The organism is Holophagales bacterium (genome assembly GCA_016719485.1).
Classification (GTDB): domain Bacteria; phylum Acidobacteriota; class Thermoanaerobaculia; order UBA5066; family UBA5066; genus UBA5066.
The window spans coordinates 358,076-379,106 of sequence record JADJZB010000021.1 but is presented as its reverse complement, the minus strand read 5'-3'; the positions used below and the strand labels follow the sequence as shown (position 1 = coordinate 379,106).

Annotated in this window: 21 protein-coding genes; 6 read left to right on the top strand and 15 right to left on the bottom strand. The window is 69.4% G+C overall.

Annotated elements, in window-relative coordinates; translation table 11 throughout:
• Positions 1-136 precede the first annotated feature (136 nt).
• From IPN03_13760 to IPN03_13735, 6 genes are all read left to right on the top strand, one after another.
• Complete coding sequence (locus tag IPN03_13760) at positions 137-1,357, top strand: efflux RND transporter periplasmic adaptor subunit (GenBank protein MBK9374753.1); 1,221 nt, start codon at positions 137-139, stop codon at positions 1,355-1,357.
• Between the two features lie 2 nt (positions 1,358-1,359).
• Positions 1,360-2,049, top strand: a complete 690-nt coding sequence (locus IPN03_13755; GenBank protein ID MBK9374752.1) for an ABC transporter ATP-binding protein — start codon at positions 1,360-1,362, stop codon at positions 2,047-2,049.
• Position 2,050: 1 nt separating this feature from the next.
• Positions 2,051-3,301 (top strand): ABC transporter permease, encoded by a 1,251-nt coding sequence (locus tag IPN03_13750; GenBank protein ID MBK9374751.1) that lies wholly within the window; start codon positions 2,051-2,053, stop codon positions 3,299-3,301.
• A complete protein-coding gene (locus IPN03_13745) occupies positions 3,298-4,596 on the top strand; it encodes an ABC transporter permease (protein ID MBK9374750.1) in 1,299 nt (432 codons plus the stop codon). The genes IPN03_13750 and IPN03_13745 overlap by 4 nt, the downstream gene beginning before the upstream one ends.
• A 168-nt stretch (positions 4,597-4,764) precedes the next feature.
• Positions 4,765-5,100 carry a PadR family transcriptional regulator gene (locus IPN03_13740; GenBank protein MBK9374749.1) on the top strand — a complete coding sequence of 112 codons (336 nt, stop codon included), beginning with the start codon at positions 4,765-4,767 and terminating at the stop codon, positions 5,098-5,100.
• Positions 5,097-5,690 (top strand): RDD family protein, encoded by a 594-nt coding sequence (locus tag IPN03_13735; GenBank protein ID MBK9374748.1) that lies wholly within the window; start codon positions 5,097-5,099, stop codon positions 5,688-5,690. Before IPN03_13740 ends, IPN03_13735 begins: the two co-directional genes overlap by 4 nt.
• A 127-nt stretch (positions 5,691-5,817) precedes the next feature.
• On the opposite strand, the gene IPN03_13730 is transcribed toward IPN03_13735, so the two are convergent.
• From IPN03_13730 to IPN03_13660, 15 genes are all read right to left on the bottom strand, one after another.
• A complete protein-coding gene (locus tag IPN03_13730) occupies positions 5,818-7,764 on the bottom strand; it encodes a hypothetical protein (protein ID MBK9374747.1) in 1,947 nt (648 codons plus the stop codon).
• A gap of 11 nt (positions 7,765-7,775) precedes the next feature.
• Positions 7,776-8,660 (bottom strand): hypothetical protein, encoded by an 885-nt coding sequence (locus tag IPN03_13725; GenBank protein ID MBK9374746.1) that lies wholly within the window; start codon positions 8,658-8,660, stop codon positions 7,776-7,778.
• A gap of 90 nt (positions 8,661-8,750) precedes the next feature.
• Complete coding sequence (locus tag IPN03_13720) at positions 8,751-10,718, bottom strand: OmcA/MtrC family decaheme c-type cytochrome (GenBank protein MBK9374745.1); 1,968 nt, start codon at positions 10,716-10,718, stop codon at positions 8,751-8,753.
• A gap of 188 nt (positions 10,719-10,906) precedes the next feature.
• Entirely contained in the window at positions 10,907-11,713 is an 807-nt protein-coding gene (locus IPN03_13715; protein MBK9374744.1) for an NRDE family protein, read from the bottom strand.
• A 19-nt stretch (positions 11,714-11,732) separates the two neighbouring features.
• Entirely contained in the window at positions 11,733-12,650 is a 918-nt protein-coding gene (locus tag IPN03_13710) for a hypothetical protein (GenBank protein ID MBK9374743.1), read from the bottom strand.
• A 52-nt stretch (positions 12,651-12,702) separates the two neighbouring features.
• Positions 12,703-14,277 (bottom strand): protein kinase, encoded by a 1,575-nt coding sequence (locus IPN03_13705; protein ID MBK9374742.1) that lies wholly within the window; start codon positions 14,275-14,277, stop codon positions 12,703-12,705.
• 94 nt (positions 14,278-14,371) lie between these two features.
• Positions 14,372-15,628, bottom strand: coding sequence for a beta-ketoacyl-ACP synthase II (gene fabF, locus IPN03_13700; protein ID MBK9374741.1), 1,257 nt, complete (start codon positions 15,626-15,628; stop codon positions 14,372-14,374).
• Positions 15,629-15,648: 20 nt separating this feature from the next.
• On the bottom strand, positions 15,649-15,894 hold the full coding sequence (acpP, locus tag IPN03_13695; protein ID MBK9374740.1) for an acyl carrier protein: 246 nt from the start codon (positions 15,892-15,894) through the stop codon (positions 15,649-15,651).
• A gap of 83 nt (positions 15,895-15,977) precedes the next feature.
• Positions 15,978-16,736 carry a 3-oxoacyl-[acyl-carrier-protein] reductase gene (fabG, locus tag IPN03_13690; GenBank protein ID MBK9374739.1) on the bottom strand — a complete coding sequence of 253 codons (759 nt, stop codon included), beginning with the start codon at positions 16,734-16,736 and terminating at the stop codon, positions 15,978-15,980.
• Positions 16,737-16,752: 16 nt separating this feature from the next.
• Positions 16,753-17,229, bottom strand: coding sequence for an aminoacyl-tRNA deacylase (locus tag IPN03_13685; GenBank protein ID MBK9374738.1), 477 nt, complete (start codon positions 17,227-17,229; stop codon positions 16,753-16,755).
• The gene (gene fabD / locus IPN03_13680) at positions 17,226-18,164 is read right to left on the bottom strand and encodes an ACP S-malonyltransferase (protein ID MBK9374737.1); all 939 of its coding nucleotides are present in this window, start codon (positions 18,162-18,164) and stop codon (positions 17,226-17,228) included. The genes IPN03_13685 and fabD overlap by 4 nt, the downstream gene beginning before the upstream one ends.
• A gap of 2 nt (positions 18,165-18,166) precedes the next feature.
• Positions 18,167-19,150 carry a ketoacyl-ACP synthase III gene (locus tag IPN03_13675; GenBank protein ID MBK9374736.1) on the bottom strand — a complete coding sequence of 328 codons (984 nt, stop codon included), beginning with the start codon at positions 19,148-19,150 and terminating at the stop codon, positions 18,167-18,169.
• A 17-nt stretch (positions 19,151-19,167) separates the two neighbouring features.
• The gene (gene plsX, locus IPN03_13670) at positions 19,168-20,184 is read right to left on the bottom strand and encodes a phosphate acyltransferase PlsX (protein MBK9374735.1); all 1,017 of its coding nucleotides are present in this window, start codon (positions 20,182-20,184) and stop codon (positions 19,168-19,170) included.
• Positions 20,185-20,209: 25 nt separating this feature from the next.
• On the bottom strand, positions 20,210-20,395 hold the full coding sequence (gene rpmF / locus IPN03_13665) for a 50S ribosomal protein L32 (protein ID MBK9374734.1): 186 nt from the start codon (positions 20,393-20,395) through the stop codon (positions 20,210-20,212).
• 67 nt (positions 20,396-20,462) lie between these two features.
• Complete coding sequence (locus IPN03_13660) at positions 20,463-20,975, bottom strand: DUF177 domain-containing protein (GenBank protein MBK9374733.1); 513 nt, start codon at positions 20,973-20,975, stop codon at positions 20,463-20,465.
• Between the last annotated feature and the right edge of the window lie 56 nt (positions 20,976-21,031).

Here is a 21,031-nt window from a genome sequence, read left to right as displayed (position 1 = left end):
ACCTTTCGTCACGCTCACCCTCCCCTGGCGAACCTTCCCACCGGACCTCCGTATCGCTTCTTTGACCTTCGCCGGAATACCCCGCTCGAAGGGAAACGTGCCCGTCCAAGGGCTCGACAGTTTCGGAGTGCGCGCCATGAAGAAGAAGTGGATCCTCGTCTCGGCCCTCGGAATCGCGCTCGTCGGCGCCGGCGTCGTCCTGGCCTCGCGCAACGCCAAGGACAAACCCGCCGCCGCGGCGGACAGCCTTCCCTTCCGGCTCGGGACCGTCACCGCAGAGGACCTGCAGGTGAGCGTGCGCGAGGTCGGCGTCGTCGACCCGGTGACGAAGGTCGAGGTGAAGTCGGTCGTCTCCGGCCGGGTGGTCCGCCTGAACGTCCGCGACGGCGCGGTGGTGAAGGCGGGCGACGTCCTGGCCGAAGTCGAGCCCGACGTCACCCAGGCCCAGTCGCTGTCCGAGGTTTCCGCGGGCCTGACCCAGGCCGAGCTCGGCCTGAAGGACGCCGAACGGCAGCTGCGCGCGCAGCAGGCGCTCTGGGACGCGGGCCTCGTCGGCCACGAGACGCTGAAGGACTACGTCGCGCGCAAGGACGTCGCCGCCGAGTCGCTGAGGGCCGCGAGGGCCCGCTACCGGATCGTCGAGGATCACGGCATCCCGATCTCCTCCGCGGGAGCCTCGCAGGTCGCCCGCGTGGCGAGCCCGATGTCGGGCGTCGTCATCAAGAAGGGGGTCGAGCTCGGCGAGACCGTCACCTCGGGCGTCTCCTCGTTCAACGCGGGGACGGTGCTGTTCACGGTGGCCGACCTGAAGTCGCTCATCGTGAAGGTGAACCTCAACGAAGTCGACATCGCGAAGGTCTCGGTCGGGCAGCCCGTGCGGATCACGCTCGACGCCTACCCGCAGAAGGTCTTCGCCGGCAAGGTGCGCTTCGTCGCACCGGCGGCGACACTCGTCGAGAAGATCAAGGTGTTCGAGATCGAGATCGCCCTCGACGAGCTGGGAGACGCTTTCCGGACCGGCATGAGCGCGAACGTCGAGATCCTCGGGGACAAGCGCGCCAAGGCCCTCTCCCTGCCTCTCGAAGCGCTGCAGAAGCGCGAGGGGGCGACGGTGGCCTACGTCCTGAAGAAGGACCTCGACGACAAGGCGATCGCGAGGGCGAAGGAAGGGCTCGGAGGCCGCGCCAAGTTCGTCTGGCTCTCGGAGAACTGGAAGGACTACTTCAACCCGGTCCCCGTCAAGGCCGGGATCGCCACGCTCGAGCGTGTGGAGATCCTCGCCGGGCTCTCCACCGGCGACAAGGTCTGCCTCGAGGACCCGACCCGGAAGAAGGTCGAAAAGGACGAGGACAACTGAGCATGAGCGCCGTCATCGAGACCCGCGGCCTCACGAAGGTCTTCGGCGTGAACGGGAACGCCGTCCACGCCCTTCGCGGAATCGACCTCGTCGTCGAAAGGGGCGAGTTCGTCGCGCTCGTCGGCCCCTCGGGCTCGGGGAAGTCGACCCTCATGGCGATCCTCGGCTGCCTCGACTCCCCGACCGCCGGGGGATACGTCCTCGACGGGCAGCCCGTGGAAGGGCTCTCCGGAGGAGCCCTGGCCCGGATCCGCAACGAGAAGGTCGGCTTCGTCTTCCAGACCTACAACCTCCTGCCGCGGGCGACCGTCGCCCGCAACGTCGAGCTGCCGATGCTCTACGCCGGCATCGGCGGCCGCGAGCGGCGGGAACGCTCGCTCGCTCTCCTGGAGAAGGTCGGGATTCCGGAGAAGGCGGGCCGCCTCCCGGCGGAGCTCTCGGGTGGCCAGCGGCAGCGCGTCGCCATTGCGCGGGCCCTGGCGAACGGGCCGGCGCTCCTTCTCGCCGACGAGCCGACGGGCGCGCTCGACTCGAAGACCGGGGCCGAGGTGCTCGGCCTCTTCCAGGAGCTGCACCGGCAGGGGCACACCGTCGTCCTCGTCACGCACGACCCGGCCATCGCCGCTCTTGCCGGACGCCGGGTCGAGCTCTACGACGGTCTGGTCCGCCTCGCCGAGGCGAAGGCGGCGTGACGTGCGTTTCTCCGGCGCCTTCCGCCAGCGGGTCGCCGAGGCCTGGCTCGAGATCCGGGAGAACCTCGGCCGCTCCTCGCTCCAGGCGCTCGGCATCATGGTCGGCGTCGCGTCGGTGCTCGGCGGATTCTCGATCTCCGACAGCAACCAGCGCCGCTCCGACGAGCGGTGGAGGAAGCTCGGCGGCATCGAGCGGCTGAACGTGCAGCCGGCGGCCGCGATGCGCGACGGCAGCGTCACGGCGCTCCAGCGGGCGAACCTCGGCCTCAGGAACGCCGACGCCGCCGATGGCGAGGCCCTGAACAGCAAGGCCGTCCACGCCACGAGCGTCCAGCGTTTCGCCCGCGCGCGCCTGCGCTCGCCGAACGCCGACCAGGAACGCCAGGTCAGCGGCATCGGAGGCGACTTCCTGCCGCTGAACGGGTACGAGGTCGAGCAGGGGCGGGCCTTCTCCATGACGGAGCTCGCCAGCGGCGCCCCCGTCTGCCTCCTCGGCGCCGAGGCGGCATCCGTCTTCTTCCCCTCGGGTGACGCCGTCGGACAGACGATGCGCCTCGGCGACTTTCCCGTCGTCGTCGTCGGCGTCTTCCGCGAGCTCGTCTTCCGCTGGAGGGACGGCGAGCCGAACGCCATGGCGTGGCGGAACAGGATCGTCGCGGTCCCCTCGGCCCTCGTCGCGGCGCGGATGCAGGGAGACCGCTACGAGCGCGTCGACCGGATGACGTTCAAGATCCCCGAGCTGAACCTGATGGAGGGCTTCGCGCGCGACCTCGCCTCGCTCCTGAAGGCGAACCACCGGCAGCAGGACGACGTGCGGATCGACGACATCGCGGCGCGCATGAGGAAACGGCAGAGCCAGGGACAGGTCTACAACCTGATCTTCATGCTCTCGGGGATCCTCTCGCTCGTGGGCGGCGGCATGGTGAACGTCAACATCCAGCTCGCGAGCCTGAGCGAGCGCGTGCGGGAGGTCGGCGTGAGGATGGCGATCGGCGCCTCGGGCCTCGAGGTCTTCAAGGCCTTCATGACCGAGGCCGTCCTGCTGACGTCTCTCGGAAGCCTCGCCGGCCTCGTGCTGGGCATCGGCTTCTCCAAGGGGATCTGCATGTTCCTCGACATCCCCCTCTTCCTCGCGCCCGGGAGCTTCTTCGCGGCGTTCTTCGTCGCGAGCGCCTTCGGCGTCGTCTTCGCCCTCTTCCCCGCCTGGAAGGCCTCCCGCCTCTCCCCCATGGAAGCATTGAGATATGAATGAACTCTGCCGCCGTCGCCCTCCCGCTCGCCGTTGCTTCCCCGCACCGGGACCGGCGCGACTCCGTGCCGGCCCGTCTCGCGCTCGTCGCCGAGGTCGTGAGGGGCGGCTTCCTCGAGCTCTGGGCGCACAAGCTCCGCTCGGTCCTCACGCTGACGCTCCTGATGCTCGGCGTCTTCGCGCTCGTCGTCCTGACGTCCGTCATCGACGGCGTCGTGGACAAGGTCCAGACCGGTTTCGCGGGCCTGGCCTGGGACGGCACCGCCGTCCTGCAGGCGCGCGACCCGAAGACGACCGAGGACCAGAAGCGCTTCGCGATGTCGCCGGGCCTGCGCTTCGACGACCTCCCCCGCCTCACGGCGCCTCACCCGAAGGTCACGGCGTTCCTGCCCCGCGCCACGAAGCGGACCGCCGTCCGCGTCGCGGGTGGGACGGAGCGCGCATTCGTGACGGGAGTGACCCCCGACTACGCCATCTTCATGAACCGCCCCGTCGCCCTCGGAAGGGGCCTGACCGCCGACGACGCCCGGCGCCGGAGCACCGTCGCCGTGGTCGGCGCCACGCTCGCGTCGAAGCTCTTCGGCGGCGCCGACCCCGTCGGGCGGGACGTCGTCATCGAAGGAGTCCCCTGGCGGATCGTCGGCGTCACGGCGCCGCTCATGATCTTCAGCGAGGAGCTCTACTACGACGCCAACGGCCTGATGGTCCCGCTCGAGACGTACGTCGTGCGCATCGACGCGAACCGGACGCTGACCCACCTGGCCGTCAAGCTCAAGGCGAAGACCGATCTGGAAGAGGTCAGCTCGGCCCTCCTCTCCCGCGCGCGCCAGGCGCACCACGGGATCGAGGACACCGAGATCAAGGACCTCGACGCCGAGGCGGCGAAAGGCTACGCACAGTTCATGGAGGAGATGCGCGCGTGGAAGGTCGTCGTGACCTCGCTCGCCGGGACGGTGCTCCTCGTCGGCGGCGTCGGCGTCCTCTCCGTCATGCTCATCTCCTACTCCTCGCGCCGCTACGAGATCGGCCTGAGGAAGGCGATGGGGGCCTCCGACGCGGAGATCCTCTTCCAGTTCCTCCTCGAGGCGCTCGTCCTCGCCTCGCTCGGGGCGCTCCTCGGGACCGTGGGTGGCGCCTTCCTCTGCCAGAAGCTCTCCCACTTCTTTCCGTGGGGCCTCGTGGTGAACCCGCTCGGCCTCGTCTCCGCGTGGGGCGTCGCACTCGGGCTCGCCCTCGTCTTCGGCCTCTACCCTGCCCTGCGGGCGGCCAGGCTCTCGCCGATGGAGGCGATGAGATAGGAACGCGGCGGGCGGCGAGGAACACCTCGACCGCCCGGCCACTTCCCTGAATCATGGTTCGGGTCGCGACCGAGCACATTCATCACCATATACCTTGCATAACAAGATATCTCACCCCATATTTCTGGTGTGGCAGACGAAGCAGATCTCGCCGAAGGGCGCAGGGGAATCGAGCGCGAGCTGAAACGCGGATCTCTGGAGCTCATCGTCCTGCACCTTCTGACCCCGGGCGAGGCGTACGGCTACGAGATCGTCTCCAAGCTCACGGCCGAAACGAACGGGGCGCTCGGGGTCACGGACGGCACGCTCTACCCCGTTCTCTATCGGCTCGAACGGGCCGGCTTCGTTTCGGTCCGGTGGGAGACGCCGCTGCGGGGCGTTCCGCGGAAGTACTACCGGCTGACGGAACCGGGGCGTGCGGAGCTCGCCGCCCTGACCCGGGAGTGGACCCGGTTCGTGGGGGCGATGGAAGCACTGCTTCGCCAGGGGGGGAAGGGGAAATGACGACCGCCGAGAGCTACGTCGAGAGCGTCCTCGCTCGCCTGCCGAGATCGACGCCCCTGAGGGAGCAGATCGCGATGGAGCTGAAGGGACACATCGCCGAACGTCTCGGCAACGGGGGTCCCCTCGAGGAGATCCTCCGTCAGCTCGGCGACCCTGCTCGCCTCGCGGAGTCGTACCTCGGCGCCGTTCCGCTCGTGAGCGCGCCGCTCGGACGGCGGGTGGTTGCGAAGCTCGTCGACGCCGGGGTCGTCCTCGGCGCCGCCGGCTCGCTCTCGATCCTCGCGGACCGGGTCGGGCTCTTCGGCGGCAGGGACGTCGTGTTCGTGGTCGCCTTCGGCGTCTCGGCCCTGGCATTCTTCGCCTACACCGTATGGGCCGAGTACCGGTATGGAGCCACCGTCGGCAAGTCGCTCGCGGGCCTGAGAGTCGTGAGGGAATCGGGAGCGTCCATCGGCCTCGGACAGGCCGTGGTCCGCCAGCTTCCCCACCTGCTCTCCCTCAGCGTCATCGACGTCGTCTTCGCCCTCTTCACGGAGAAGAAGCAGAGAGCGTTCGAGGTTCTCTCGCGAAGCCGCGTCGTGGTGCGCTGAACCGTCCTCGAGATCCCCGTCGGGGTCCGCCCGGCTTGACGCCGGTTCTCCGATCGTCGCCGCGCCCAAGAAGAAGCGCCCCCGCCTTTCGGCGGGGGCGCGAAGTGCCCTCGGGAGAATCGGGACGCTACGGGTGGATGCGCAGGTAGAGGCCGTACCGGTTGGCCTTGTAGTCCGCGCCGGTCCCGTAGGAGCGGTTCTTCTCGGTGTAGTCGTCGAGGTCCCATTCCGCCGCGATGCCGAACATCTTCGTGAAATCGACGCCGGCCCGGACCCGCGCCCGGTCGAGCTCGTACGCGAAGCTGCCCTCGTTCTCGAACCGGCGAAGCTGTGCCTCGAGGGTGAACGGCTTGAAGTTGACGGTGAGGCCGCCTTCCAGGGAGTCGCCCTTCTCGGCGTAGACCGAGGTCGCGGTCGCCCAGGTCTGCGGGATGCGGTAGTCGATGCTGTTGTCGGCTTCGAAGCGGCCCATGCCGAAACGCAGCCGCAGCCAGTTCCACGGACCGACCTCGAGGTCTCCCGCGTAGGTCTTCACCTTGCCGTCGAGGCCGTAGCCGGCGTCGTCGTTCTCGGTGTCGATCTGCTCGGCGGTGGCCCCGATCCGGAACCACTTCGCCGGCTCCCACGCCCCGCGGACCCGAATCCGGTCCCGGTCGAGGAAGTCGGTCCTCATGACGGCGTTGTCCGCGTTCTGGGTCACGTAGTCCACGCCCAGGGAGACACCGGAGAGCTTGAAGAGAAGGCCGCCGTCGAACGTGCCGACCTTGCGGTCGTACTGCCCGCCCTGGCCCCCGGGAATGACGACTTCCGACGGGTCGTTCACGACGAGGATGTCGGCCTGGTTTTCGCTGTAGCCGATCCGTACCGAGAAGGGCCCGGCAACCTTCAGGCTCGCCCGGACGTCGAAGATGTCCTCTTCGCGCTCCAGGCGGGTCTGCGACTGCAGGATCGTGGTGACGTCCCTCGGGTCGAACCCGCTGAACGTCGTCGTCGAGCCGTACAGGTCGTTCACGAGGCCGTAGCCGTCGAGCTCGCGGCTGCGCCGCGTGTAGCCCGCCGTCACGTCGAATCCGTTCGAGACGTGGACGTCAGCCCGGATGCTGCCGCGCCACGAGAGCGCCTCGGACGTCGCCGACGTCTGCTCGGCCAGGGTCTTGAAATACCGGAGGATGTCGAACGAGACGAGGTTGCCCGCGAGGTTTTCCGAGCTCTCGTCCTCGCCGTCAGCCTTCGCCCGGACGTAGGTGCCCGTCAGCCGGACGGCCTTGCCGAGCTTTCCCGTGACGACCGCCGACGTGACCGGGGTGTCGATGTCCGTCTTCGACGTGCGGGTCAGGGACGTGAGGGTGATCGGGACTCCGAGAATCGTCCCGGGGTTGTTGCCGGCGCCCGCGCCCGTGGAGAGCCTGAGCGTCTCCTCGCCGCGGAACTGCCGCCACCCCTGGACGACCTGCCCGGAGAAGGCGCCGGCGTCGAACGCCACGCCGATGCGGTACTCCGTGTCCTTTTCCTTGAGGTCCTGGTCGAGCCCGAACTCGTCCTGTCCGACGTGGTACGTCGTCAGGCCAGGTCCCGCGTAGCGGCTGTAGCTGAAGCCGACGAGCGGACGAACCGCCTTGCCGGGGAGCAGCTCGAGGTCGACGTCCATGGTCGTCCTCGTCCGGTCGTAGGCGTGCTGGCTCTCCAGGCTCCCTGCCTCGAGGAAGGGGTTGGCGATGGTCGGGTAGTTCGAGTAGAAGTCGGTCATCCGGTACGACGCGTTCAGCTTCCAGTACCCGGTCCGTCCCGCCTCGAGGCGGAAAAGGCCGTTGGGACCGATGCCGAGGTCGGCCGCGTCGATGCGGAAGTGGTCGATGGCATTCGTCCCACGGATGTCGCCCAGGCCGTAGGACAGCGCGCGGATCTGGAAGCCCTCGCGCTCGTTGACCTGGTTGCGGAACATGTCTTCGTTGCCGCTGACGTCGGTCCAGCGATAGCCCAGCTCGAGGTCGAGCGGGACGTCCTGGGCCGTGGCGGCGCCGGTCAAGAGGAGCGCCGGAAGCAGGGCGGCGAGGAGGATTCGGTCGGTTCTCATCTCCGTCCCTCCTACTTCAGCAGCTTCGGCGACCGGTTGGAGCCGTGGACCGCCACGTGGCAGGTCGTGCAGTTCCGCCAGCGCGGGAGGGAGACGTTGTGCGACGCCGGGGGCTGCGAGCCCAGCGCGCCGGCCGCGAGCGTCGAGTGGCACTCGAGGCAGAGAAGGTCGATGCGAGGCCGCGTCAGCTGCTTGGGGTTGTTGGACCCGTGCGCTTCGTGGCAGCTCAGGCAGCCGCCCGTCATGCCGGCCACCGTCGGGCCGACGTGCTCGTAGACGTAGGGACCCCTCTTTTCGCTGTGGCAGGTCAGGCACGGCATTTCGCCCTGCCGCGTGAGCTTCAGCGCGCCCTCGCCTTTTCGCCCGTGCGGGTTGTGGCAGGAAGCGCAGCTCAGGCCGCCGCGGTCGAGGTGATGGACGAACGCCTTGCCGCGCAGCGAGGCCGCAGGGCCCTGGTGGCAGGAGGCGCAGAGCTCCGTCTGGCGCTTCGCGAGGAGGTTGGGCTCCTTCGCGTGGGGCGTGTGGACGGAGTGGCAGGTGAGGCAGTTCACGGTCTCGGAAGCACCGTGGACCCCGTCACGGAAGGAGGTGTGCTCGGTGGTGACGTCGTGACACGTCAGGCAGGTCTCGGCGCCCTTGGCGCCGTGGAGGCCGTTGATGAGCGACTTGTCGCCGCCCGCCTCCATGTGGGCCTTCCCGTCGCCGTGGCAGCTCGCGCACGCCGCGTCGCCGGGCAGGTCGCAGGCCGCACGGCCGTGCGGGTTCGCCGGGAACGTCTTCGACTGCTCGTGGCAGTCTCCGCAGCTCGCAGCGTCCGCAGACAAGGCCGTTCGACCGATTCCCGTCACCCCGAGGACCAGGAGAACGAGGCCGGTGAGGCCAATGGATCGTTTCACCATCTCAGTCCTCTCTCCGGGCGGCGCGCAAAGCGCGCCAGCCGGGAGGCCCGCCCCCCGGTCGATGCCGGGAGGCGGGCGTCCTCAAAGTTAGCGGGCGTGGGTGACGGCGACGGACCACTCGGAGTTGGCGCCGTGGCACGCGCCACAGGCCTCACCGAAGACCGCCGTGTTGAGGTACGCGTGCGCCGCGGCGTCACGCGTGTCGTGGCAGCCGAGGCAGGCGGCCGTACCGGGCCCCTGCGGCGTGAAGTAATCCTTCTGGGTGATGACGTTCAGCGTCCCCGTCGGCATCGGAAGGTTCGCCGTCGCGGCCGACGTGTGGCACGCCAGGCAGTTGCGCCGGTCGCCGGGGTAGAGGACTTCCGTGAAGTCGTAGGGGGTTCCGCCGTAGCCGTAGATCGTGTAGGGCTGCGTGAGCTCTTCGCCGGAGTGGATCCGGTGGATCATGCGCGCCATCTGGATCGACTCGGGGACCTTGTCGGCGGCCGCGGTCCGGCGCGAGCTGTCGTCGCTGTTCGGGTTGTGGCAGAGGAGGCACTCGGCCACCGCGAGACGCTGCCCGCCGTGGAGCGGGAGCCAGTCGTGGCAGGCGAGGCACTTGGCCTGGCTGACGACGTTCCGGCGGGGGACGACGGTGCCCGTGGCAGCGGCGTTGTAGATCGGGTTGAAGGCGCCTTCGTTGAACGTGACGCCGTTGACCGTGACGGAGCGGCGGACGTCCATGCTGTAGCTGATGGTGCCCTTGAAGGTGTCCGGGACCTTCCACTTCATCGTGTAGACGGAGGTCGTGCCGTTGAACGTCGCGGTGGAGACGCTCTCGCGGATGTTCGGCCACGTGGCGTAGTCGGTCGTCGGGCCGGCGAGGAGGACGTTGGCGTTCGAGCCGAACGGCTTCGGGTCGAGGTTGCCCGTGCTGTCGTACAGCTTGAACGTGACGATCGGGTTCTGGCCGGGGGCCGTGTTGGTGACGGAGACGATGTCGGCCTTCAGACCCTTGAGCTGCTTGGACTCGAGCGGGAGGACGTGCGCACCCTTGACGGACGCGTCGAACTCCACGCCGCTGTCGGGGATGTGGCAGTTCGCGCAGGCGCTGTCGTTGGCCTGGGCCGGGTGGCCCACGCCCGCGGCGAAGTCGATGTCGGCGTGGCAGCCGCCGCAGGAGTTGGCACCGGGCTTCGTCAGGTAGACGGTCCCCTGCGCCGCCGTCGGCGTGTGGCAGGCCTCGCAGTTCTGGAGGTAGTAGTTCGGGTAGGTGATGTCGCCGACGTCCTCGAGGTTCGAGGAGTGGATCCGGTGCCAGATCCCCATGTCGAACGGCTGGAGCTCTCCCACCATGTCCTTGGGGTTGTGGCAGAGGGCACAGGTCTTCGCCTCGCGGTAGTTGCTGCCGTGGCCGACGACCGGGTCGTGGCAGGCATTGCACTTCGTCGTCGTCGTGACGGCCCAGGTCGTCGCCGCGGCGCCGGTCGCCGGGACGAAGTCCTTGAACACGTTCACGTAGTACGACTTCCCGAGGTAGTCGACCATGTTCCGGTTGCCGGTGCACGCGAGCGTCATCGGCTTGTTCACGTCGAAGGCCGGCATCGTCGCCGCGAACGTGTACTTGTACTTGCCGGCGCCGAGGTCGACCCACACGCCCGTGTTGTCACGCGAGGGGTTGCCGTTCGACGAATTGATGAGGTCGTCGTAGTAACCCGTCGCGGCGTCCCACGTCGCCGGGATGAACCGGAGGCTGACGACGCCCGGGGTCGTCCCGCCGAGGCGGTCGAGCGGCTGGTTGAGGTCGTCGGTCATCGTGAGCTCGACGATCGGCTTCTGGCCGGGCGCCATGTTGGTGACGGCGCCGATCGTGACCTTCAGGCCGGGACGGATGAAGTCCATCTGGTTCTCGTCCAGGTAGAACTCCTTGTCCGCCGGGGTGTAGAGGCTCTCGGTCTTCGTCTCGACCGGGGCCGTGGCCCGTCCGCCCGCTCGGGTCTCGGGCGGGTTGGTCGACGGGAGCACGAGCGTCCCCGCCGCCAGGACGAACATCAGTCCGCGCTGCAGAAGTGACATGGGATCTCCTCCTTCAAGCCGTGTCTTGAGTTATTGCTGGGTGTGGCGCACATATGGATCCAACGAATCCGGGCGAATCGTAGGCGGATTCCGGACCTTCGAGGAGCTGAAAGAGGCCGTTCCCGCCAAAATGATGCAGGCGCATCAGCCCTCTAAGGGACTGGATTCATTGTTCTTGACGCCCGTTCTCAGGACAAGGGTCTCGGGACCCGTCCGAGCGGCTTCCACCCCTGGAAATCGAGCTCGAACCGGGCCGTACCCGTCTCGCGGAAGCTCTCGTCGAACCGTCGCTCGAGGAAGGTCGCCCGGCCCGCCGCCGACACGAGGAGGAGCGTGGTCCCCCGCGTGCCGTAGCCCGGCGCCGCGATGAACGCAGACGAGAGGAGACGCTCGGCCGCCAGCCCGACCCCCGTCTCGGGAAGCTCCTCGTCCGGCGCCGACGCCCGGTCGGCGAGGAGCGCGAAGAGCTCCTCGGGGTCGATCCGGTCGTGGCGCTTCAGAATCCCGGCGAGACCCGCCGCCGACCGCCGCACCTTCGGCCAGGGCGTGTCGAGGAGCGCGTTCGACACGGCGTGGACACCGGGTCCGACTTCACACGGCTCCCCTCCCGCGTTCGAGAACCAGGCGAGCCGCCCGTTCCCGGCCACGAGGAGGTTGAAGCCGTTCCTCTGGCGCACGTCCGCAGTGCGGGTCTTCACGTGGGTGACCGGGTCGTCCGTACCCGCGAGAAACCGGACGACGAGCTCACCACGCGTCGGGGCCCCTGGATCGAACGCCCGAGGGTCGCGGACGTTCGTCAGCGCCGCGAAGCGCCCGGAGCGGGTCACGCCCATCCAAGTTCCTCCGGCCACGAGGTCGCGTCCCGCCAGGAGGCCGTCGTGCTCCCGCCAGTAGGCGACGGGCGCGGAAGGACGTGTAACGACCTCGTCCCGGTTCGCGGCCACGACGAAGGGATAGAGGGGGTGGGCGTGGAGCCCGAGAACGACGAGGCACACGGCGCGCCGGCCCGCCCGTTCAGCTGCTGGCGAGGTAGGGAACGGCCCAGGGAAACTCGGAGGCGAACTCACGCTCCGCCGCGAGGAGGAGCTCGCTTTCCCAGCGCTCCACCTCCCGCTCGTCCTCGGGGGCGGCCGCCCGGATGCAGCGGCGGAACGCGATCTCCAGGAGCATCTGGTCCGTGCGCGAGAGCGGCTGCTGGAGCGCGTCCACGAGCGTGTGCATCGCCGCGGCGACGGTTCGCGGCTCGCTCCGGCGCGCCGCAACGAGGAGGAGGATGTACGGCTGCTTCAGGTCCTCCGCCTGCTCGAGCTGCGGGGCACCTGAGAGGAGGCCGGTCTCCTCGGCTTCGAGTTGCGCCCACGCCTCCCAGGCCTGCCGGTTCTCTTCCTTCCAGGCGCGCCGGGCCTGTTCCACCTCGGCCTCCTCGATCGCGAGGAGTTCCGCACCCCCGGGCACCGGACCCGCGGCGGCCGCGAGGGTCGCGTGCTCCTCGGCGATGCGCGTCTCGAGGAGCGTGAGGTGCCGCTCCTCGCTCCGCAGCTTCATGAGCCGGTGCGCGAGCGCCGTCCACTTCGCCTGGAGCGCCTTCTTTCGCTGGATGTGCTCGCGTCCCTTGCGCATGTGAACCCGCAGAGCGACCGTCGCGAGGACGAGCTGCTCCAGGGTGAAGACCGACGCGAGCTGCCGCGCCGCCACGTCGACGGCGTGGTACGAGTCGTCGAGAAAGGCCGCCCCCCTCTGGACGATTCTCGGAGCGAGCTCGATCCGGGCCCGGTCGGTCAGAAGCCCGTCGATGGAGATCGGCCGGCTGATGAGGTGGCGACCGGACGCGGTCGGATCCCAGTAGCCGGGCCGGCCTTCGCCGTCACGGCTCACCACCGGGGCCTCCCCGGTCGTCGCGGGCGTGTCCGCCGGACCCGGATCGCGCGGCATCGGCCGATGATCGGGAGCCGGGCCGGGTCTTGTCCAGCCCAAACGCGGTTCGTCACTGCCCAGCGCCATCCGGGGCGGACGCGTCCGGCGCCCAGCCCGGGAGCTGGAAGCCCCTGTGGCGCAGCATCTTTCCGACCCGCTCCCGAAGGAGCGCCGGCTCGATCGGCTTGAGCAGGAGCTCGTTGGCGCCCGACTGGATGCCGAAGGCGTAGTGGCTCCGCTCGAGCCGGTCGGCGGCGAGGAGAACCGGAAGCGCCGCGAGGTTCGGCTGCGACTTGATCACGCGCGTGACGTCGAAGCCGTCCATCCCCGGGAGCGCGACGTCCATGACGACGAGGTCGATCGGTCCTCTCACGAGGGCCTCGAGCGCGTCCTGACCGCTGGTGGCTTCCACCACCCGGCAGGCTTCGCTGCCGAGACCGGCGCTCCAGGCCTTCCTGTTCGCAGCCACCGCCGAGACGACGAGGAGCACCGGCGGACGCGTGGGATCGGCCGGGACGGCCACCGCAACGGACGCCGCGGGGGCAACGGGAGCGGCGGGAGCGGCGGGAGCGGGTTGTGCGGAAGATGCGACAGGCGCCCGTTGCGCGGCCGGCGTGGCGGGCGCCGGCATGGCCCTGGCGGTCACCGCCGGCTGCACGGGCCTCGGGGCGACGTCGGACGGCGCTGCGGGCCGCGCCGGTGCGGGCGGGGGAGGCAGGATGACCGCCCCGAGGGCGGATTCGAGCTGCGCCATCAGCCCGTCTTCGCTCGGGCTGCGCCGGACCGCCCCCTCCCTCGGCGTCGTCAGGGGTTCGACCCCGGCGAGCTCGGCCTCGAGGTCCGCCGCGGTCGCGTAGCGCTTCGCGGGGTCCTTCCGAAGCGCCTTCATGACGACGGCGCGAAGCCCCGCGGAGATGTCGGCGAACTTCGACAGGAGGTCCGGCACCGGGTCGTTGATCTGCTTCATCGCCACGGCGATCGGGCTGTCGCCCGTGAACGGAAGCTGCCCCGTGAGCGCCTCGAACGCGATGATCCCGATCGAGTAGATGTCGGTGCGGGCGTCGACGGGCCGGCCGGACGCCTGCTCGGGCGACATGTACTGCGGCGTGCCGAGGATGATGGAGTCGAGGGTGAAGCCGCCTCCGAGGTTCCAGCGCGCCAGGCCGAAGTCGACGATGGCGACGGCCCCGTTCTCGTCGACGATGACGTTCTGGCTCTTCAGGTCGCGGTGGACGATGCCGAGCTCGTGGATCGCCGAGCAGCCGCGGGCGATCTGCCGGAGGATCGGAAGGGCACGAGCCGGCTCGATGCGCCTCTCGTCGCGGATGAGCGTCCAGAGGTCCTTGCCCGGAACGAACTCCATGGTGATGTAGGGGTAGGACCCGCTGATCCCGAAGTCGTACATTCGGGCGACGTTCGGGTGCTTGATCTTCCGGTTGAGGTTGATCTCGCGCTTGAACCGGGCGAGGACGGCCTCGTCGTCCTTCGCGAGGTCGGGCGAGAGGACCTTGATGGCGACGACCTCGTCCAGCTCGAGATCCTGGGCCTTGTAGACGATCCCCACCCCACCCTGCCCGAGCGTCTCGATCCACTCGTAGCGGGAGACTCCCTCGAAGAACTTCTTCCGGAGGATGTCGGCCTTCATCGGACGGGTCTCGCCACCGGAGCATAGAGGGAATCGGGCGCGGGATCGACGGAAGAGAGTTTACCGGGCCCGCTTCCGCCGCCGCAGCGGGTCGTCAGACGGCCCTCATCACCAGGCAGGCGTTCGTCCCGCCGAACCCGAACGAGTTCGAGAGGGCCGCGCGAATCGGCCGGGAACGGGCGACGTTCGGCGTGTAGTCGAGGTCGCACTCGGGGTCCGGGGTCGTGTAGTTGATCGTCGGCGGAACGACGCCGTGCCGGATCGCCAGCGCGAGCACGCCCGCTTCGTAGCCTCCGGCGGCACCGAGGAGGTGCCCGGTCATCGACTTCGTCGAGGAGATCGGCACGCTTCGGGCCGCCGCGCCCAGGAGGCGCTTCAGGGCGATCGTCTCGATCCGGTCGCCGTGCGGCGTGGAGGTGCCGTGGGCGTTGACGTAGCCGACCTCGTCCGGGTTCATCGCCGCGTCCTTCAGGGCGTTCCTCATGACGCGGAACGGGCCGTCCCCGTCGTCGGAGGGAGCGGAGATGTGGTGGGAGTCCCCCGACATGCCGTACCCCGCGACCTCGGCGTAGATCGGCGCACCGCGCCGGACGGCCTGGCCCATCTCTTCGAGGACGAGGATTCCCGCCCCTTCCCCGAGGACGAATCCGTCCCGGTCGCGATCCCACGGCCGGGAGGCGGTGGCCGGATCGTCGTTTCGGGTAGAGAGGGCGCGCATCGCGGCGAAGCCGCCGATGGCGAGAGGGACGACGACCGATTCGGTCCCGCCCGCGATCATGGCGTCCGCGTCCCCGCGGCGGATGATGTTCACGGCGTCGCCGATGGAGTGGGCCGAGGTGGCGCAGGCGGTGGCGGTGGCCGTGTTCGGCCCCTTGGCTCCCGTCAGGATCGAGACCAGCCCGGAAGACATGTTGACGATCAGGCCCGGGATGAAGAACGGGCTGATCCTCCTCGGGCCCTTCTCGAGGAGGACCTTGTGGGTCTCCTCGATCAGCGGCAGACCGCCGATGCCCGAGCCGATGCAGACTCCGACCGCCTCGGCGTTCTCCTCGGTGATCGCCAGGCCCGACTCCGCGAGGGCCTCCTTCGCGGCGGCGACCGCGTAGTGGATGAAGGTGTCGAACTTCTTGATTTCCTTCCGGTCGAGGAAGAGGGCGGGGTCGAAGCCCCTGACCTCTCCCGCGATCCGGCAGGCGTAGTCGGACGCGTCGAAACGGGTGATGGGCCCGATCCCCGAGCGCCCCGCCAGAAGGGCGTCCCAGTTCTCCTTCGCCGTCAGGCCGAGGGGAGAGACGAGGCCGATTCCCGTGACGACGACCCGGCGACGGCCCCGGGCGTCGAGGTGTTCCATCCGGGCCGTCACTCGGGAGCTCAGGCGGGCTTGGCGTGCGACTCGATGTAGGTGACGGCGTCCTTGACCTTCTGGATCTTTTCGGCGTCCTCGTCCGGGATCTCGATGCCGAAGGCTTCCTCGAAGGCCATCACGAGCTCCACGGTGTCGAGCGAGTCGGCGCCGAGGTCGTCGACGAAGCTCGCCTCGGGCTTGACCTCGTCGGCCTGGACCCCGAGCTGTTCGACGATGATGCTCTTGACCTTTTCCTCAATCGAGTTCGACATTCAATTCCTCCCTCAGTTGGCGGAAGCCGCAGGATTCTCCCCGGCTTTCCCGATGAATTCAAGCACGCGCGGGTCCGTCCCCGTCAGGGGATCAGGAGCCCTCCGCTGACGTTCAGGACGGTGCCGGTGACGTAGGAGCCCAGATCGGAGACGAGGTACAGGACGGCCCCCGCCACGTCGTCCCCGCTTCCGAGGCGTCCGAGGACGATCCGCCCGGCCAGCGCCTGGCGCTGATCCTCGGTGAGCGCCCCCGTCATCGCAGTCTCGATGTATCCGGGCGCCACCACGTTCACGGTAATCCCCCGGGAGCCGATCTCGCGGGCCAGGGACGTCGTGAAGCCGACGACGCCCGCCTTGGCGGCGGCGTAGTTGGCCTGCCCGGCGTTCCCCATGAGGCCGACGACGGAGCCGACGGTGACGATCCGGCCGGCGACCCGCTTCTTCATCATCAGCTTCACGGCTTCCTGGGTGACGAGGAAGACACCGGTCAGGTCCGTCGCCAGGACCCTGTCCCAGCTCTCCTTCGACATCCGGAGCAGGAGACCGTCGTCGGTGATCCCGGCGTTGTTGACGAGAACGTCGAGCCGGCCGTGGCGCTCGGCGATCCCCTTGAAGAGCGCCGGGACGGACGAGGGATCGGCGACGTCGAGAGGGACGGCTTCGGCCGAGCCCCCCGCGTCGACGATCGCCGCGACGACCGCCGCGGCCTTCTCCTGGTTGCGCGCGGCGACGAGGACGGTCGCGCCGGCGGCGGCGAGGCGGCGGGCGATCGTCTCCCCGATCCCTTGCGAGCCTCCGGTGACGAGCGCGATCTTTCCCTCGAGAGACAGGACGTACGGCATCTCGCTGCTCCTTTTATCAGTCTTCGACGAGATCGGCCGGCGTGGCGCCTGCCGCAGCGAGGAAAGCCGCCCCGGACATCTCGAGCTGAACGCCCCGCTGCCCCGCGGAGACGAAGAGCCTCTGGAGCGTGGCGGCCGCCTCGTGGACGAAGAGGGGCGTCGTCCGGCGCATCCCGAAAGGCGAGCAGCCCCCCTTGACGTAGCCGGTCAGCCTCTCCATCTCCTCGGGCGAGACCATCGCGACGGTTCGGTTCCCCGAGACGCGGGCGAGCTTCTTCAGCGACAGCCGCGATCCGGTGGGGATCACGGCCGCGAGCGGTCCCGTCCTGTCTCCCTTCGCCACGAGCGTCTTCCAGACCTCTTCCGGCGGGACCCCGAGCTTCTCCGCCGCTTCTTCCGCGGTGAAGTCGGCCGCCGCGAAGGTCCGGATCCCGTAGACCGCCCCGAGCGCGTCGAGGACGCGCGTGGCGTTCGTCGTCGCCTTCGAGGTCATCCGGCGAGGAGCCTGCGGACACCTTCGGCGTCCGACGTCGTTCGGACGGACCAGTCCTTCGCGATCCTCCTGGCGAGGCCGGCGAGGACGGTGCCCGGACCCACCTCGATCGCCCCTGCCGTCTCCCGGGAGAGCCGGTCGACCGTCTCGACCCAGCGGACGGGCGAGCAGACCTGGCGCCGGAGCGCCTCGCGGGCCTCCCCTCCGGAGAGGTTCGCGAGGACGTCGACGTTCGTGACGACCGGAACGGAGAGGTCCGCGAACGGGGCCGCGTCGAGGAACGGGGCGAGCTTCTCCTCGGCTGGCTTCATGAGGGCGCAGTGGAACGGGGCGGAGACCGGGAGCGGCAGGACCCGTTTGGCCCCGCGCTGCTTCAGGAGCTCCGACGCCTTCGCGACCGCGCCCGCCGTTCCGGCGATCACCGTCTGCTCGGGGGAGTTGAAGTTGGCCGCCGAGACCGCCTCTCCCGTCTCGCCGGCGATCTCGGCGCAGGCGGCGGCGACGGCCGGCCCGTCGAGGCCGATGACGGCGCTCATGGCCCCCTGCCCCACGGCGACCGCCTCCTGCATGAAGGTACCGCGCCGGTGGACGAGGACGACGGCGTCCTCGAGCGTCAGCGCGCCCGCCGCGACGAGGGCCGACCACTCGCCGAGCGAGTGCCCCGCGAGGAGCACCGGCGCCAGGCCACGGGCCTTGAGGACCTCGAAGACGGCGACGGAGTGGACGAGGATCGCCGGCTGGGTCACCGCGGTCCGCTTGAGCTCCTCCTCCGACCCTTCGAACGAGACGCGGGAAATCGGGAGGTGGAAAGGGGCAAGGGCGGCGTCGGCCCGGTCGTAGACGGCTTTCGCCTCCGGGAAGGCGGTTGCGAGGTCGCGTCCCATGCCCTGGAACTGGGAGCCCTGGCCGGGAAAGAGGAAGGCGAGGCCGGACATCGCTACCACCTCACCAGGGCCGCGCCCCACGTGAGGCCCGCACCGAAGGCCGTGAAGAGGATCAGGTCGCCCCGCTTGACGCGGCCGTCCCGCGCGGCCTCGTCGAGGGCGATCGGAATCGACGCGGAGCTCGTGTTGCCGTACCGCTCGATGTTCACGATGCAGCGCTCCCTCGGGATCCCGAGCCGCTCGCCGACCGCCTGGATGATCCGGTCGTTCGCCTGGTGCGGGAGGAGCCAGGAGACCTCCCCCGGCTCGAATCCGCTCTCGTTGAGGACGTCCTTGCAGACGTCGACCATCGACCGGACGGCGATCTTGAAAGTCTCGCCGCCCATCATCTTGATGAACGGGAGCCGCTGCTCGAGCGTCTCCGGACGGTTCGGCGGGTACGAGGAGCCGCCGCCCGGCATCTGGATGAAGCAGGCGCCTTCGCCGTCGCTCCGGATCGTCGAGGCGAGGACGCCCCGGTCGGACTTCGTCGCCCTGAGGAGCGTGGCCCCCACGCCGTCTCCGAAAAGGACGCAGGTGGCGCGGTCGGTGTAGTCGGTGTAGCGGGTCAGGAACTCGGCGCCGACGAGGAGGACGTTCTTCGCCTTCCCGGCCTGGATCAGGCCGTCGGCGATGTGGAGCCCGTAGAGCCAGCCCGAGCAACCGGCGTTCTGGTCCCACGCGGCGGCCTTCTTCGCGCCGAGCTTGTGCTGCACGAGGCAGGCGACCGCCGGGATCGGCTGGTCCGGGGTCACCGTGGCGACGAGCACCGCGTCGAGGTCCTTCGCCGCGACGCCCGCGTTCTCGAGGGCCGCCGTGCCGGCCGCGACGCAGAAGTCGGAGAGGGTCTCCCCGTCGGCCGCCATGTGCCGCTCGCGGACTCCCGTCCGCGTCGTGATCCACTCGTCCGAGGTCTCGACGAGCTTCTCGAGATCGGCGTTCGTCAGGACCTTCGCGGGTACGGCCCTGCCTGTGCCGGCGATCGCGGCGTGGAACATCTTTCCTCTCCTTCCTGTCAGCGGACGGGTGCCAGGGGCGCCAGCTCGCGGGCTTTCGCGCGGATCTTCTCCGGGATTCTGCGCCTGGCGTAGTCGTGGAGGGCCTTGATCCCGTTCCTCACGGCGCGTGCGTTCGAGCTGCCGTGCCCGATGAGGACGGCCCCCTTCACCCCGAGGAGCGGAGCCCCGCCGTACTCGGTGTAGTCGAGACGCTTCTTGAACGAGCGGAAGGCGTCCCGCGAGAGGAGAAAGCCCATGGAGGCCTGCAGGCTCCGCGTGATCTCCTGCTTGAGCGCGTCCTCGACGAGGCGGGCGAGGCTCTCGGAGACCTTCAGGACGACGTTCCCCGTGAAGCCGTCGGTCACGACGACGTCGACGTCGACGTTCCCGCCATACACGTCCCGCCCCTCGCAGTTGCCGACGAAATTGAGGCCCGACTTCCGCAGCAGGCCGAAGACCTCCCGCGTCGTCCCGGTCCCCTTCTCCTCTTCTTCGCCGACCGAGAGGAGCCCGATCTTCGGCCGGTCGATGCCGAGGACTTCCTGGGCGTAGAAATGTCCCATGAGCGCGAACTCGCGGTAGTTCTCGACGCGGCAGGAGACGTTCGCGCCGACGTCGAGAAGGAGACGCCTCCGTCCGAGCCCCGGGAGGACCGCGGCGAGCGCGGGCCTGTCGATCCCATCGACGACACCGAGGGAAGCGCGGGCCGTCACCATCGCCGCCCCGGTGTGCCCCGCGGTGAAGAACCCTTCGGCGGCCCCGTCCCTCACGAGCTCTGCCGCGACGCGCACCGACGCCCGGGGCTTCTTCCGGAGCGTGGCGGTCGCAGGCTCGTCGAACCCGACGACGTCCTCGGCCTCCACGATGCTGATCCGGCTCCCGCGGTAGCCCGCGGCGAGCAGAAGCGGCTCGACCTCCCGCCGACGCCCGACCAGAAGGAGGTCGAGGCCGAAATCGACGGCGGCCGCGACGGCTCCCTCAACGGGGGCACGGGGGGCGTGGTCCCCCCCCATGGCGTCGACGGCGAGGATCATTCAGGGCGCGACGGAAACGTCGCGATCAGCTCTTCTGGGTGCCGGCGGTGACTTCGCGGCCCCGGTAATGGCCGCAATCGGGGCAGACGCGGTGGGGGGTCTTGGTCGCGCCGCAGCTCTGGCACTTGGAGAGACCCGGGTCCTGCAGGAAGTCGTGCGCCCTCCGCAGGTCGCGGCGCGTCTTGCTGTGACGGTGTTTCGGATTCGGCATGGCAGTTCACCTCTCGGGATCGTTGGTTTCGGGAGAGCGCCTCGTGGCGTCGCCGCCGGCGCCCGCTTCACGCCAGGAGCGACTTGAGCTTCGCGAGCCTTTCGTCGCCTTCTTCCCGGCAATCGCACGGGCCGGAGTTCCGGTCGGTACCGCACCGGGGACAGAGCCCGAGGCAGTCGGGCCGGCAGAGCGGCTTCATCGGAAGCTCCAGCAGGAGCTGCTCCTCGACGAGCGGGTCGAACGGGACGACGAAGTCCTCGTACCAGACGACGTCCAGGTCGCTGGCCGTCAGCTCCAGCTCGCCCTCGGAAGGCCGGCGATGGGCCGGGGCAAAGAGCCACGACACCTCTCCGCTGCGGGAGAAATCGACCGGCGCCAGGCAGCGCGAGCAGGCGATCCGGCCCGCCACGGAGAACTCTCCGGTCAGGACGAACCCGGGATCGGCCTTCTGGAGCGTTCCCGAGAACGCCACGGGCTCGAGCGAAAGGAGCTCGGGCCGCTCGAGCGGTCCCGTGGGGACCTCGAGGCGGTGGGAAACAGCGACGGGCGCTTCCAGCGCCTCTTCCAGATTCAACTCCATTTCGACCCCTCCTCGCGGAGGGTCGGTGAGTGTAGCACGCAGCCCGGGCACGCTGG